At 53.7% G+C, this 13806-nt stretch carries 14 protein-coding genes; 6 read left to right on the forward strand and 8 right to left on the reverse strand.

The genetic code is table 11. The features are described from left to right. The first annotated feature begins 151 nt into the window (after positions 1-151). Together epmB and SH528x_RS29015 are read left to right on the forward strand one after the other, a co-directional pair. On the forward strand, positions 152-1114 hold the full coding sequence (gene epmB / locus SH528x_RS29010; protein WP_442506928.1) for an EF-P beta-lysylation protein EpmB: 963 nt from the start codon (positions 152-154) through the stop codon (positions 1112-1114). Between the two features lie 26 nt (positions 1115-1140). Next, a complete protein-coding gene (locus tag SH528x_RS29015) occupies positions 1141-2775 on the forward strand; it encodes an ABC transporter permease subunit (RefSeq protein ID WP_442506929.1) in 1635 nt (544 codons plus the stop codon). A gap of 21 nt (positions 2776-2796) precedes the next feature. Here SH528x_RS29015 and SH528x_RS29020 read toward each other — a convergent pair whose 3' ends face one another. After that, positions 2797-3219, reverse strand: coding sequence for a GreA/GreB family elongation factor (locus tag SH528x_RS29020; RefSeq protein ID WP_442506930.1), 423 nt, complete (start codon positions 3217-3219; stop codon positions 2797-2799). A gap of 862 nt (positions 3220-4081) precedes the next feature. Here SH528x_RS29020 and SH528x_RS29025 point away from each other — a divergent pair. From SH528x_RS29025 to SH528x_RS29035, 3 genes are all read left to right on the forward strand, one after another. After that, a complete protein-coding gene (locus SH528x_RS29025) occupies positions 4082-4885 on the forward strand; it encodes a hypothetical protein (RefSeq protein ID WP_442506931.1) in 804 nt (267 codons plus the stop codon). 139 nt (positions 4886-5024) lie between these two features. After that, entirely contained in the window at positions 5025-5381 is a 357-nt protein-coding gene (locus tag SH528x_RS29030; RefSeq protein WP_442506932.1) for a hypothetical protein, read from the forward strand. A 32-nt stretch (positions 5382-5413) separates the two neighbouring features. Beyond that, positions 5414-5848 (forward strand): hypothetical protein, encoded by a 435-nt coding sequence (locus SH528x_RS29035; protein ID WP_442506933.1) that lies wholly within the window; start codon positions 5414-5416, stop codon positions 5846-5848. A 78-nt stretch (positions 5849-5926) separates the two neighbouring features. Here the strand turns inward: SH528x_RS29035 and SH528x_RS29040 are convergent, their stop codons facing one another. The 3 genes from SH528x_RS29040 to SH528x_RS29050 all read right to left on the reverse strand — a co-directional run bounded on the left by SH528x_RS29040 (position 5927) and on the right by SH528x_RS29050 (position 9605). Continuing rightward, on the reverse strand, positions 5927-7249 hold the full coding sequence (locus SH528x_RS29040) for an NTP/NDP exchange transporter (RefSeq protein ID WP_442506934.1): 1323 nt from the start codon (positions 7247-7249) through the stop codon (positions 5927-5929). A 65-nt stretch (positions 7250-7314) separates the two neighbouring features. Continuing rightward, entirely contained in the window at positions 7315-8313 is a 999-nt protein-coding gene (locus tag SH528x_RS29045) for a peptidylprolyl isomerase (protein ID WP_442506935.1), read from the reverse strand. Further along, positions 8310-9605: a hypothetical protein gene (locus tag SH528x_RS29050; protein WP_442506936.1), complete on the reverse strand. Its 1296-nt coding sequence runs from the start codon at positions 9603-9605 to the stop codon at positions 8310-8312. Before SH528x_RS29050 ends, SH528x_RS29045 begins: the two co-directional genes overlap by 4 nt. Positions 9606-9726: 121 nt before the next feature. Between SH528x_RS29050 and SH528x_RS29055 the strand changes: the two genes are divergently transcribed. Next, positions 9727-10815 carry a DUF1570 domain-containing protein gene (locus tag SH528x_RS29055; RefSeq protein WP_442506937.1) on the forward strand — a complete coding sequence of 363 codons (1089 nt, stop codon included), beginning with the start codon at positions 9727-9729 and terminating at the stop codon, positions 10813-10815. 36 nt (positions 10816-10851) lie between these two features. On the opposite strand, the gene corA is transcribed toward SH528x_RS29055, so the two are convergent. The 4 genes from corA to grpE form a co-directional block, all read right to left on the reverse strand. After that, positions 10852-11967 carry a magnesium/cobalt transporter CorA gene (gene corA, locus SH528x_RS29060; RefSeq protein ID WP_442506938.1) on the reverse strand — a complete coding sequence of 372 codons (1116 nt, stop codon included), beginning with the start codon at positions 11965-11967 and terminating at the stop codon, positions 10852-10854. Between the two features lie 304 nt (positions 11968-12271). Continuing rightward, positions 12272-12838, reverse strand: coding sequence for an isochorismatase family protein (locus tag SH528x_RS29065; protein ID WP_442506939.1), 567 nt, complete (start codon positions 12836-12838; stop codon positions 12272-12274). Positions 12839-12840: 2 nt separating this feature from the next. Further along, positions 12841-13152: an FmdB family zinc ribbon protein gene (locus SH528x_RS29070; protein ID WP_442506940.1), complete on the reverse strand. Its 312-nt coding sequence runs from the start codon at positions 13150-13152 to the stop codon at positions 12841-12843. 73 nt (positions 13153-13225) lie between these two features. Next, on the reverse strand, positions 13226-13801 hold the full coding sequence (grpE, locus tag SH528x_RS29075; RefSeq protein ID WP_442506941.1) for a nucleotide exchange factor GrpE: 576 nt from the start codon (positions 13799-13801) through the stop codon (positions 13226-13228). Positions 13802-13806: the final 5 nt, after the last annotated feature.

Below are 13806 nucleotides of genomic sequence, written 5' to 3' on the forward strand. Positions count from 1 at the left end.
GTTCAATCCCGTGCCGGCTGAACCGAAAAACGACTCAGCACCCCAGTCTCAGGAGCAACCGGACCAGATTCTAACGCGATCGCGGGTTCTTGTCCCGCCCCGTCCAGACGAGCTTTTCTCAGCCTCAAACCCGCCCCCCGTTGTCGCTGCGGTGGACTGGCAAACGGCGATGCGGAAGGCGATTCGCAGCGGAAAACTGCTACTTGAGCGATTGAAGTTGCCTGCCGACTCATTTCCCGAGCATCTCGAGACGTTTCCGACCTTCGTTCCGTTGGAATTTTTGAGCCGTATGACCCCAGGCGACCCCGCCGACCCGCTGCTTCGCCAGGTATTGCCGGTCAGCGACGAATTAGTCTTGGATCCCAATTTTGTCTCCGACCCGGTCGGGGACCTCGATTCGCTAGCCGCCGGGGGGGTGATCCACAAATACGACGGCCGCGTCCTGCTGATCGCCTCGGGCGTCTGTGCGGTGCACTGCCGATACTGTTTTCGACGCGAATTTCCCTACCAAGAAGCGGGTTCACGTCGCGAAAACTGGGCTCCGGCCATCGACTACGTTCAATCACACCCGGACGTCGAAGAGGTGATCCTCAGCGGCGGCGACCCGTTGACTCTGACCGATGCCAAACTTTTCGATTTGATCGACCGAATTGATGCGATCCCGCATGTTCGCCGAATCCGGATCCACACTCGATTGCCGATCGTGATCCCCCAACGCGTCACCGAGGCTCTCTGCAGCAAACTGAAGAAAACGCGTTCGGCAGTTTGGTTCGTCGTGCACTGTAACCATGTCAATGAGTTAGACTCGTCGGTGATCGCTCGGATGGAGATGCTTGTTGACGCGGGAATCCCCGTTTTGAATCAAGCCGTCTTGCTACGTGGCGTGAATGATGACGAACAAACGCTGGTCGATCTGTGCATGAAGTTGGTCAACCACCGCATCCAACCTTATTACTTGCATCAACTCGATCGGGTGCGGGGCACGAAACACTTTGAAGTGCCGGTCCAGCAGGGGCTGGAACTGATCAACCGCATCCGCAGCCGTTTACCAGGGTACGCGGTCCCGACCTATGTCAGCGAACAAGCAGGCCAACCGTCCAAGACGCCTCTCTAACCCCACATCGCTAGAATCAACCGACCATGTACGTTTTTGAAAATCCCGTTCTTCAACGTGAATTGCTGGGTAACCTGCGTACCAATCGTGCATTCTTTCTGCTCGGACTCTATCAACTGCTACTCGCGGCGGTTGTGTTGATGGCATGGCCGAGCGAACAACGTCTCGACCTCACCGTCAATCCGCCTTCGGCAACCAAACTAGTCAATCTGTTTTTTCTTGGCCAATACGTGATCGCATCGTTGATGGCGCCAAGCTTTGCAGCGGGAACCATCACCGGAGAAAAAGAACGCCGTACGTACGAGATGTTGTTGGCCAGTCCACTGCGGCCGGGCGCGATCGTGTTCGGAAAAATGGTCGCGAGCCTAACGCATCTGGGCATGCTAATCTTGGCCTCACTTCCCATCATCGTGCTCTGTCTGCCGCTGGGCGGAGTCAGCGTCTACGAAGTCTTGGCGGCCTACTTGGGGCTGATCGTTTCGGTGATTTTGTTTGGCGCGATCGGAGTGTTTTGCAGTAGTTATTTCTCTCGCACCAGCAGCTCGTTAGTGGTCAGCTACCTGTTCATTCTGCCGCTGGTGATCGGGGCGATCCTGTTTTGGGCTTCGCTCGAAGGACAGGGTGAATTGCGATTAAAACTCGCGTTGCTCGTGATTCCCGCGTTCGCTTTGTCCGCGGTGATCTTGATGTGTTCAGCTGCAGCTGGGCGGATGCTTTATCCGCCGGACGTCGGCAGCGAAGGCAAGGAAGTAATCGATTTGGAACGTGAGGCTGAAGAGGCCGTGGGGCTGGTGATCCAACCTGATCAATTCCCCGATCGACTGTTCGCGCCGCCAAAGAAATCTGAGTTGATGGCCGATGGGGCGAACCCGGTCTATGACAAAGAAATCCATAGCGAGATTTTTTCGCAAGGCACTTTGATGCTGCGGCTGGTGATTCAAATCAGCATGCTGTTGGCGATCCCCATGATGGGCGTTTTCCTGTTCTACATGGACGAAAAGATCGCATGGTTTTCGGTTTACGTGATCGTTTTCAATATGCTCGTCGGCCCCGTCTTTTTGGCGGGATCGATGACTAGCGAACGCGAACGCCAAACGCTCGATTTGCTGTTAACGACCACGTTGACGCCCAGTCAAATATTGTGGGGCAAATTCATCGTCGGCTTTCGCATCTCCGCCGTCTTGACCTGCTTCCTATTGTGGCCGCTGCTGCTTGGCGGTGTGCTGAACTACAGCTACTGGAGCAATTGGGCCAGCGTGCTGGGGATGTTTGCCATTGTTTTGATGGTCTGTTTGGTCAACGCTACCATCGCTCAGTTATGTTCGCTCTACCAGAGAAAAACATCGATCGCATTGATGTCGACCTACATCGTGCTGCTATTGCTGTACGTTGGCCCGCCCGCCATGGTTTCGTTGATGACGATCTTGGACTTCTCTTCTGAATCGATAGTCCGTGCGGAGTGGCTTGGAGTGACCAGTCCCTTCTCTGCGGCTTTTTCATTACCTCTGGATGGCAAACTGATCGAAGATGAAGAGGCCGTCGCCAACGTCGGAAACTTGAAAGTGGTGTTCGGGTACTTCGTCTTCAGCACGCTATTACTGGCGACGTCCGCCGTCGCCATGATCGCCCGTTTGCGTTCACGGCAAGGATTGTCGGAATAGATGCGCCACCGCGATGGGCCGCTACAAATTGAAGGCGCCGATACGTTCGGGTTGGAAGGTGATTTTCTCAACCCGTTTTCGGTTTTGATGGCCAGAGACATGGCACGTCACACTTTCGCCAACGCGGCATCCGAAGATCATCGTCCCAAGGGGAGAAAGAATCGACAATTTCCCTTCGGCAATACAAGCCTCTTCGGGATAGACGAGCGTGTAGGTGTCGACCTCGTTCAGATCCAAGTCCAGTAACCGGATGGTCGAGTTCATCGTGATGACATCCGGCATCATGTCCTGCGATTCCAGCACCATCGCATGTTCAAGCCGCTCCTTGAATTCGTTCAGGTGCGTGCGTTCGCCCCCGATTGCCATCACAAATTCGCTACTGAGCAGGTTCTTTAACCGCAGAGCATCGGGGCGAGTCACGGCAAGGGTAGGGAGATTCATCATGGTTCGGCATCAGTGAAAAGAGTGTTTGTGGCGTGCGAATCGCATTCGCGGTCGCGAAGATTGATTCGCAAGTCGGGTGATGTTCCAATCCATCACCCGACACCACCATCAAAGCAAGCGATGTGCCGCATCAAACTTTTGTTTAACTTCAGCCCCCATTCACTCTAAACGGGCGTGTTTGCGGCTTCGCGACCAGATTCATTCCTCTTCTCATCCCCTGCAATGCATCACCCAAGACTCTTGTGATGTCGCTGTTTGGTGTCGATGGCAACCAGCGTTGACACGGCGAGGCTCTCTTTATTCGCTACGCCAAACTGCTGGCGATTGGTCCTTCTCTTGCATCGGAGTTGAACTTGCTCGGCTTCTCTCGCTTTGGCTTCATCTTGCTCGACGACTGCGTTCCGGAGCACAAGGCCTGTTGTTGTATGCTCGTGACCCGCACATCGATATCGCTTAAGACAATTGCCAGTTGAGACCCGAGGGGAGCCTTTCCCAACCGGGCGCAGTTCCAACAACATTGGCGGGCTTAATGAGCGTTGAGGGTTGATGTCCTGCAATTGCGGCCCTTTAATGAACTCCAAGCGAACCTCCCGTTTGAATTCAGCAGCCAAGATTAACGACGGAGTTGTATCCATCTCAATAAAATCGCACCCCAAGAGCGCGAATGTCTTTTCTAAGCAAAATCCGATCGGAAAACTTTCGCGAAAGGGAATTTGGATCCACGTTGAGCCACCGTCTTCTCGCCAGCAAAATCCTCCCCATATTTTTTGGTTGCCCCCTTATCTTGCCGCGGCTAGCATGACAAATAACGGGGGGCACGATTGCTGCCCTCATCGAAACTACGAACGGGAAGACATTAATCATGGGCACCTCAAAGTTTGTTGCAGCGTCGTTTACCATTGCCACTCTCATGATTGCGTATCCTTCGCCAACCCAAGCGGATTGGCATTGTGCATGCGGCGCGATCGTGCATGTGAACTACCCTACGACATGCCCGGTCTGCGGTCGCAATCTGCCCAATTCACCGCCGTCGTTCACGCCTCCATTCACTCCACCGGGGCCCCGACCGGGACCGGGTTCCACGGCTCCGGATTCCAGTGGCGTTACCCTTGGCGTCAATATCTACAACGCGGGGTCGCGTGTGATCGTTCAAAGTGTGATGCCAGGAACACCTGCACAAGGTCGGCTGTTCCCCAACGATCAACTCGTCAAAGGCGCCTTTCGAGATCCGCTGAGCCGCCAGGTTCACCGAGTGTTCATCCACTCACCCGCTGACGTGACCCGACTCAAAACGATGGCCGGTGCGGGGACGCGTGTTGCATTGCAAGTCTATCGACCGACCACTGGCGTACGAAACTTTTTAGTCAACTTTGAGGCTCCTGGGGGTACAACCACTCAGGCCTATCAGCTTCAAGCGGACGGGCAACCGCAAGCACTCCGATCGACGAGTCCCGCTGCGGCAATGATTAGCGACGACGTCAACGGCGAAGCCGCTTCGATGCTCGGATCGGATGATGCCGGTGGCGGTGGAGATTATGCACCAACCGTTAACCCCGGTGCGGGGCAGAATCCCGATTACAACCCGAGACCCGACTATAATCCCAACCCCAATTTCGGCCCCGGAAATCAGGGTGACACCGCCGATGATTTGCTTGGCGGAAACTAACGCGACCTTCAATCTGACCTACATCCACGCGCACTGGAATATTGTTTCGAGTGCGCATAGAATGGCAGGGTTGCGCCCCGATTTAAACAGACGCTCGAGCCACGAGTTTCTTGTTTCTCATCCGCCGTGGAAGTAATTGATGTCAGCAAATGAACAAGAGCGTTACGTCCCTCTATCAGAACGTCTCAATCAAGACGTGTGGCACGACAATTTTGTTCCAAAGTACAGTGCGTTGGCAACAGCGCAACCTTCGCGACTGGTCTTGACCGGCGTGTGGCTGATCTTTGCCCCCATGGCGCTCATGTCCATATTCACACTGCTCGGAACTGCGGCGGCTTTCCTGCAAGGTGAAGAGGCAAATCAAGTCGCCACGGTGTTGGCGTTTCTCGGATCGTTGCTGTGGCTGGCACTCGTGATTGCAATTTTGTTTACGCAAACACGACGGTATTGGCTGGCAAACCGATCACAACAAATCGAGACGACCGATACCGAATGAAATCGGCAATTCCGAACGGGTTGTAGCTCGACATGAACAGATTCATCCATATCCGCTCGAACAAATTCCCGATCCTTCCGGGCGAAAAGGAAGAGTTGGCAAATGAAGGAATGTACGGCAAAGCGTTCGCCGAGTACCTGAAAACAAAACTTGCTGATCGCGATTACGACGCTCCGTTTGCATGCTGTGAGGACTGGGGGTGGTGGATCGAAATCAAATCGGTCCCGTTTAAATTCGGAGTCTGTGTCTATTCTTCGATTAATGCTGACGACGGATTGGAAGACTCAAATCCCACCGATTTCGCGTGTACCGAAGGCACCAGCGGCCCACGGAATTGGAGCTGGAAGAAGATGCGTTTCATCGACACATCCGCGTGGACCGACAAGTTACACGAAGATATGTTAGAGATTTTTCAGGCTGATAAAGACATTGAGATTGTTGGAACATCCGAAGAGTTTCCCCTTTAAATGTGGGATAGGCTTCCAGCCTGACAGCGATGACGGGCCTAGCACTGACGAATCGAAAATCGATTCACCCTCGCTGTCCTACTGCTTGGCACGCCGCTCCTGACTACGGCCCAGTTTCCATGCAATCAGTAGCCAAACGGTGGTCAGCGGCACGGCAATCCAATTCATCGCGGTTAAACCGATCCCGAGCTTTTGCAATGCCGCAAACAATTGACTCGACAACGCGTCACCACCACGCAGCACCACCGTGTCGATAAAGCTCTTTGACTTGTACTTTTGCTCGCGACTGACCACGGTGAACAAAACTTCTCGTGATGGTACTGTGATGCCATAGGCTCCCGCACGCGTGCAAACCATGATCACCATCAAAACGCCAAGCGTCGGCACACTGGCCAGGGCGGCGAAACCACACAAATAGATCAACGGCAACACCGACAGCGCGACGCTGATTCCAAGTCTCCGAAGAATCGCCCCGGCCACGGTCGTTTGCAACAATAACGTCAGCAACTGAGTCCCTAAGTCGATCTTGGCAAAAAAGGCCGTCCGCGCCTCGCTTGACTCAATCGCAATGTTCACGATATCAGCCTGCTGCAAATACAACTGGGTTGCAAACACTTGTATCAAGAACAGAAACAAACAGATCGACGCCAGGTATCCCGAACTCATCACTTGCGTGATTCCGGTCCATAGTCCGCCGCCGGTCGACTTGTCAGCTCGCGAAAAATTCGAATCTGGCTTTTCCGCTACATCATGGTCGACCAACAGATGCGAGTTCAGTTCTAATCGCCAAGCGCACGCCAACCCCAACTCTAGCAACACTGCGGGAATCAGCAACAAAGAGTCGGTTGAGAGCCGGGTTGCCAAGATCGACGTCAAAAATGAACCCGTGATCGCGCCCAACGTGCCTCCGGCGGCAATCAGTCCAAACAAACGTTTCGCTTGATTGCTTCTAAACAGATCGGCCAACACACTCCAAAATACGCTCGTCGCGAATAACGCGAAAACGTTGATCCAGATAAAGATAACTCGTGCCGTCCAGACGTGGACCACCTCCGATTCGACTTGCAACAAACTCCAAAACAGAAACAAACTGCCCGCAAAAAAATGATACACCACTCGCACGAGCCAGCGGCGAGTCAGGCGAGCCACCACGCCTGAGTAGACCGGAACCGCCACCAGCATGGCTAGGAATGTGATGAAAAACAAATGGGGCAGTTTCCCAGTCCCCCCTTCGATTCCCATCGTCTCGCGAATCGGACGAATCGTGAAATAGCTGAGCAGGATGAAAAAGAACCATGCAAACGCCCACGCGACACACTTGATTTCGTGAGCTTCCACACGCGTCCACCACCGTCCGATCGAATCGGCATTCTCGCTGGTAGAGTGGTTGAGACGGTTCACAGGTCGAGGGGGTCCGAGGCAAAAAAAGTCGCCGGACGTCTCCGACGTCCGCAGTATCGACGGGGCTAATTTCCAACGTCAGAAACATTGGGCGACGTTACGTCGAGCGATGGAGGTTCTAGCGATTTGATCAACCAAGTCACCCGGGCATCCTTTTGAGTCTGAATCAGATAATCAAAGAGTGCATTCGCAGCATCGCGTCGCAGCGGAGCAATGTCATTCAGATCGTCAAACGTGATCGGTTTTTCCTCGAACCGGTGCACCAACACCACATGCATCCCCAAGGGACTTTGCACCGGATCACTGATTTCGCCCGACTTGGTGGAGCGGACTGCTTGCATGACACTCGATGGCAAGTCGCCATCTTTTTCAACCCAACCCATCATTCCGCCCTCGCCGGCCGAGACCGAGTCGCTGTGATCGCGTGCCGCTGCGGTAAAAGCTTGGCTGATGTCATCCGAATCACGAATCTCGCGAACCAAGTCGCCAAGGTTATTGCGAACGCTCTGCACCGCATCACTATCGGCCGCGTCGACAGAGACAAAAATCTGAGATACTTCCCAACGTCCGCCGCCATAGCTCGCTTTGCGATTTTCAAAGAAGCGTTGTAAGTTGGCTTCGGTCAATCGGCTTTTCAAATACTGGCCCCATGAAATCTTGAAATCGAGATCGTCACGTACTGCTTTTTCGGTGGAGAGCCGTTCTTTTGCATAACGCTCGATGTCGCTACCGCGCCGCTTTAATTCGCTCGCAAGCGATTCCACCTGCCGATCGACGATTGCCGCGAGTGACTCGCCTCCTTGTTCATGTAGCGTGCGGAGCGCGAGATGGCGACGCACCAACAACGCAGCCGTCGCTTGCTGAACGCGAATGTCTAACTTGTTGACTTGATTGACGCCGAACCGCTCGACCAGAACCAAATTCAATTCACCAAGAAAAATAGGTTCACCGTTGATCGCGGCAAACGGATCCTCAGGCTTCCATTTATCTTCGGCAAACGTGCTGGGGGAAACCACCGTGATTGCGAAGAGAAATGTAAAGGCAGTTTTGGGGAACTCGATCATGGCAGCATGATGTCCTGCAGAACGAATGAGACTTCGTTGGCAACCACGGCGGTAGGCGACTCGTAAACAAGCGTCGTTTCGCCGACCGAATCGCCTAGATCAAACAGGTAGCCGATCCCGACTCCGTTGGCGGTTTGCCGATAGACTTCGTAGCCCAGATGATCCGCACGTGAACCGTCCGCACGTTTGACATAGGCACTGTTTTCGAAGATCCATTGCCGATGACTTTCCAGCGACCGTCCGGCATCGTCCAACGTGACGGCGACTCGGACTTCATGAATCGGCCCGTTTTTCCGCACTTGTTCGAGCGTCACCTGCATCGCATCGAGCTTTACGTCCTTGCCCGGTTCCGACAACGGCAGCTCAAACGTTTTTCGTTTGCCCGGCAGGATTGCCTTGATGACGCCCGAAAGTGATTCGATTTTTTGCGGCTGGCCAGCAGGCAATTGCATTGGCAAATAAAACTCGCTGAAGGCAATTTCGCTATTGGTGGCAATGTCGATAGTCTCGCCGGATTCCTGGGGTTTCAACATTGCCGCGTCATCGAGTTTGCCTCGCAATTGAGCGATCGGAATAGTCAACCCAATGGGAGTGGTTTTGGGTTCCCAGCTTATTTCCATGCTGATATTCAGTGCACTCAGCTTCGGACGATTCAAAACGCGGCGTGAGTTCACCGACGTCGGCTCGATGCGATAGACCCCCGTGTAGGCGGCCGAATCGACACGTGAAGGCCGATCGGGTTCACGCTGGACAATTTGTAGCGTCTCGCGATCACCGCCATAAAAATTGATGTCGAGATTGGCTTGATCGAGAACCAGATCGACTGCATGCCAGAATGTCAGCGGCGTTGCGACCGCTTGGACCGGCATCGATTCGTCACCGTCAAAGTCAAATTCGATTCCGCTGTCGCGGCTGATCGCCTCGAGTGCTTCGCCGACGGTCTCGGCATCTCCTAAGCGGATGGAAATTCCCGACGATTCCACTTCCGTCTGGGTTCGCAGCGAAAACAACGCTTTACGAACTCGCGTCAGTCGCTCGGAGGCTTCGATCGACATCCCTGTTTTGTTTTCGGGCAAATACTGCAGCACCTCGGGGCCCGCTTGGATCAATGCATTCTCAGCGGCTTTGCGTTTGGCCAAACTCGACGCATCGAGCTCGTCGACCCACTCGAGCACATCGGACTTCAGATCACTCGCAATTTCTTGGCAGTGTCCCCCCAGCGAGAACGAGAAGGCCAACACTACCCCCAGCCCCCCACGCCGAAGAATCGTCACGATTGTTTTTATCATCATTTTCGTTACCGTTGATTTGACGAACGTCCTGCATCACCCCAGGCGATTGTGGGCATAGTCATGATTCTAACCTACGTTTGCACTGCTCGCTCACCCTCAGTGCACTGACAGGATCGAATTGATGGCTTCCTCGCGAACCCGTTTTCTACCGCTCGTTTTCATCCCTCTGCTATTCGCGTCTGCCTGTGAATCGGCAACGGGACAAGTCAGTGGATTGATCGAATTTTCCGAGGCAGGACGGCTTCAGCGAGGCATTCCGCTGGTTTCACTCGCTCGGGAAATCGTCGTGATGGGCCGCGATGGATGGCTGCATTCGATCGATCCGCTGCAACCCGAGACAAAATTCAAATCGCTCGACGGTCAATACGAACCGCTCTCGGCACCCGAGTTGCGAAATCAACTCCGCGCCGAATTTGGCAAAGATTTTGAAGTTGTCGCAACTCAAAACTTTTTAGTGGTCCAGCCGGTAGGACGTGGCGATCGCTGGGCAAAATTATTCGAGCAATCGCATCGCGGTTTTGTTTCCTACATGAGCAAACGAGGCGTCGAAATTCGCCAAGGTCGATTCCCGATGGTCGCTATCGTGTTTCCCGATCGCGGCGAAATGTATGACGCCTTCAAAAACCAAAACATCGATGTTTCTCGAGTCGCGGGTATTTATTCGAACAACAGCAACCGGGTAATGACGCACGACGGCGGTCACCTCGCCTCGATTGTTGCAACGGTGCGTCACGAGGCAGCACATCAGTCGGCGTTCAACACCGGCGTCCACAGCCGTTTGAACGACACCCCGAAATGGATCACCGAAGGGATCGGACAATTGTTCGAACCGGCTGCCGTGACCACATCGACTACGGCATCACTGCGACGCCAGCGAGTCAACGAAGATAGCTTGCAGGTTTTGAAAAAATCCTATCCAGGCAAAAACAATGCCGAGTTCACGCAAGCCGTCTTGAGTTTGATCAGCGGTGACGAGATGTTTACGAGCGACGACCAAGTCGTGAAAGCATACTCGGTCACGTGGGCGATGATGTTCTATCTGGCCGAACGACAGCCAAGCGAATTTGCGGCAATCCTCAAGCACACGGCGATGCGTCGTCCCTTTGCCGTCTATAAACGTGACGAGCGAAAAGCCGATTTCGAAGAGGTGATTGGGATGGATCCGTATGACTTCAGCAAACGAGTAAGTTGGTTCTTGGATTCGCTGTAAGCCGACGGCGCTAACCGCGGTTTATTGGAAATCGATTCAACGTCGCAACCAACCGCGACGATAGAACACCCATAACATCCCCGTTGCCATGCCAACCATCAGCATCAGCACCATCGGATAGCCCCATTCCCAACGTGTTTCGGGCATGTTCCACGGTGATCGACTGCTGTCGAAATTCATTCCGTAGACCCCTGCGACAAACGACATCGGAATGAAGATGGTCGAGATTAACGTCAACAAACGCATCACGTCGTTGGTGCGTTGGCTGAGACTGGTGAAATAGAGATCTCGCAAATCGGTAACAACTTCGCGAAACGATTCGGTTACGTCCAGCAGATGGCTGGCGTGATCCAAACAGTCGCGTAGAAAGAGCCGCGTATCCTCGCTAAACCGCCCCTCCGCTTCTTGGATCAATCGCTGCAACGTTTCGCGATGACCATACGCGGTTTTTCGCAAGTAAGCGAGCTCGCGTTTTACATCCCGAATCTGCATCTGCTCATGCGGTCCAGGAGAGTCGGTGACATCATCTTCTAACTTCTCTAACACCCGACCGTACTGTTCCAGCAGCGGAAAGTACGCGTCCAGCAGTGCGTCGATCAAGCAATACATAAGATAGTCAGCCGGTTGGCTGCGAATCCGCCCCAGCGATTGTCGAATCCGTTTTCGCACTGGTTCAAAGGAATCGCCCGGGCGTTCTTGGAACGAGATCAACGTATTGCCGCTGAGCACCAAGGAAACCTGTTCTAAGTGGAGCGGAATTCCCTGGTCGGTCATCCTCAGAATGACCACAACGCGGTCTTTGATCGTATCGACCTTCGGTCGCTGGTGCGTGTGAATGATGTCTTCTAGCAACAGCGGGTGGATCTCAAAACACTCGCCGATCGCTTCGATCGTTCTGTGATCCGCCAACCCGACGACATTGATCCACTGGGTCCCTTCGTCAACGTCGACGAGCGATGATGCCTCGACCGACTCGTCTTCATGCAGAGTGTTTCGATCGAAATAAATCCTCTCGACATGGGTGGGAGCCGCGTTCTTGCTTGAACGTAGTTTTCCCGGCACCGAACCAACTCGCGTACGACGCTGAAACGGATGATAGAACCGTTTGCGAAAATTAATTCGCCGCGGAGTAGGTTGTTCAGCTTCATTCACAGAAAATGCCTTCGACGTGCCACACGGTTTTCACCAATGCTATCCGTTTCACAGACAAGATGCGAATGTACGGCGGAATCGAGCCGCAATCATCCCGCTTGGTACAACGCGGCGAACCCTTTTCTGGTAGCTACCTTCGCCAGAAGGTGGTGACTCGTAGGGGTCGGAAACTATCGACGCTTGCCCACGCTCTGGCGAGCGTAGCTACAGAACGCAAGTGCCGTAATTGGCTGGCTCAAAATGCTTGAAAGCGTTGCGTTTAGCGGCGAACCCTTTGTTGGGTTCGGCATGTGAACGTCCGACACTAACGTCGTTTTTTGACCAGTTGGCTAATCGCCTTGAACTGTGGATGTAGCGAGGTTCCGACCCACTCAAACAGCACCGATTCCACCGTGGTGATCGTCGCTCCGGCCATCTGCATTCTCTCGATCGCGATTTCATGATCGCGGCCGTGGCGTGCCGCCACCGCTTCGGCAACAACAAACGGACGAAACCCTTCGGCGATCGAATCCAAAACGGTTTGCAACACACAAACGTGCGTCTCGATTCCCGTGATCACAATTTGATCGCGGGATTGCTTGGCCCACGATTCCAGCGCGTCACGGCAAACGGTGGCACTAAATGCTCGTTTCGATTCAGGCGAATCAAAAACATCGTCAAGTGGACGAACCAAACCACCAAGCCGCTCGGGGTACTGAACCGTAGCCGCATGTGGCACGTCCAATAATTTCGCCGCTTCGACCAACCGCATCGTTTGCTCGACAACGGCGTCACCCGATGGGACGACGGGCACCAGTTTCTCTTGCAGATCAATCACCCACAAAGCACTACGGTCCGCTGACAACCTTAGCGGCGAATGGACGTGCGGCATCTTTAGGAATCGCTTTTCGGCGTTGCGGGCTTGCTAGGCTTTGACTCGCTTTTCGAAGCCGCCTTCGTTTCGCTTTTACTCGAGCTACTTGTCGAAGATTTGTCCGCTTTCGCGGCCTTCTTGTATCCATCGCTGCGGTAATCGGTTTGATAGAATCCACTGCCTTTGAACACAATCGCGGCGCCGGCACCAAACAAGCGTTTCAGTTTGTTCTTTTTGCACTCAGGACATTTCTTTACAACCGGATCGTTGATCCCTTGAAAGAGCTCCATGGTGTGGCCGCAGGCGTCGCACTCATAATCGTAAGTTGGCATCAGAAATTTGCCTTAAAAAATGGACCAGGTTAGGAACGTTGAAATGCAAGGGTCGAACGTGATTTCTGCGATCTTAGTTCGCGGATGTTTCGCTCGCAGGCCCCGTGCTGACAATGACTTGGCTTGGGCGAATTACGCGGTCATGCATTTGGAATCCACTGACCGCAACATGAGCCACCGTCCCTGAGGCGTGTTCATCGCTCGGCATTTGTGAGATGGCTTCATGATAGTTCGGATCGAACAATTCGCCCGCTGCGGGGATTTCACGAATTTGGTATTTCGCGAGCGTATCGTCGAGTTGCTTTGCAACCATCGCAACACCGTCACGCAGCCCATCGGAATCGCTGGCTGTTCCTGCGGCTTCGATGGCTCGGTGTAAATTATCGCGAACTTGTAGCAAATCGTTGACTAGGGGGACCGCCGCGTAACGCAATTGATCTTCGAAATCGCGACGCATCCGCTTACGGAAATTCTCGGCTTCGGCCTGTGCCTGCAAAACCCGCTTTTCTGCTGATTCGGACGAAGCTCGCAATCGCTCCATTTCTTCATCGCGACTTTCGGCTGCAACGTTATCGTCTTGCATCCCGTCGTCTTCGTGCACGGCATCCATTGCGTCAATCTCTTCTTGTGATTTATTTTCTTCGTTCATGTTTC

Origin of the sequence: Novipirellula methanifontis, from assembly GCF_052161655.1 — a bacterium.
Classification (GTDB): domain Bacteria; phylum Planctomycetota; class Planctomycetia; order Pirellulales; family Pirellulaceae; genus Novipirellula.

Excerpts from the sequence above, each read along its gene's own strand:
- SH528x_RS29015 (WP_442506929.1), top strand. The coding sequence starts at position 1,141 with ATGTACGTTTTTGAAAATCCCGTTCTTCAACGTGAATTGCTGGGTAAC.
- SH528x_RS29020 (WP_442506930.1), bottom strand. The coding sequence starts at position 3,219 with ATGATGAATCTCCCTACCCTTGCCGTGACTCGCCCCGATGCTCTGCGG.
- SH528x_RS29025 (WP_442506931.1), top strand. The coding sequence starts at position 4,082 with ATGGGCACCTCAAAGTTTGTTGCAGCGTCGTTTACCATTGCCACTCTC.
- SH528x_RS29030 (WP_442506932.1), top strand. The coding sequence starts at position 5,025 with ATGTCAGCAAATGAACAAGAGCGTTACGTCCCTCTATCAGAACGTCTC.
- SH528x_RS29035 (WP_442506933.1), top strand. The coding sequence starts at position 5,414 with ATGAACAGATTCATCCATATCCGCTCGAACAAATTCCCGATCCTTCCG.
- SH528x_RS29045 (WP_442506935.1), bottom strand. The coding sequence starts at position 8,313 with ATGATCGAGTTCCCCAAAACTGCCTTTACATTTCTCTTCGCAATCACG.
- SH528x_RS29050 (WP_442506936.1), bottom strand. The coding sequence starts at position 9,605 with ATGATGATAAAAACAATCGTGACGATTCTTCGGCGTGGGGGGCTGGGG.
- SH528x_RS29055 (WP_442506937.1), top strand. The coding sequence starts at position 9,727 with ATGGCTTCCTCGCGAACCCGTTTTCTACCGCTCGTTTTCATCCCTCTG.
- SH528x_RS29065 (WP_442506939.1), bottom strand. The coding sequence starts at position 12,838 with ATGCCGCACGTCCATTCGCCGCTAAGGTTGTCAGCGGACCGTAGTGCT.
- SH528x_RS29070 (WP_442506940.1), bottom strand. The coding sequence starts at position 13,152 with ATGCCAACTTACGATTATGAGTGCGACGCCTGCGGCCACACCATGGAG.
- grpE (WP_442506941.1), bottom strand. The coding sequence starts at position 13,801 with ATGAACGAAGAAAATAAATCACAAGAAGAGATTGACGCAATGGATGCC.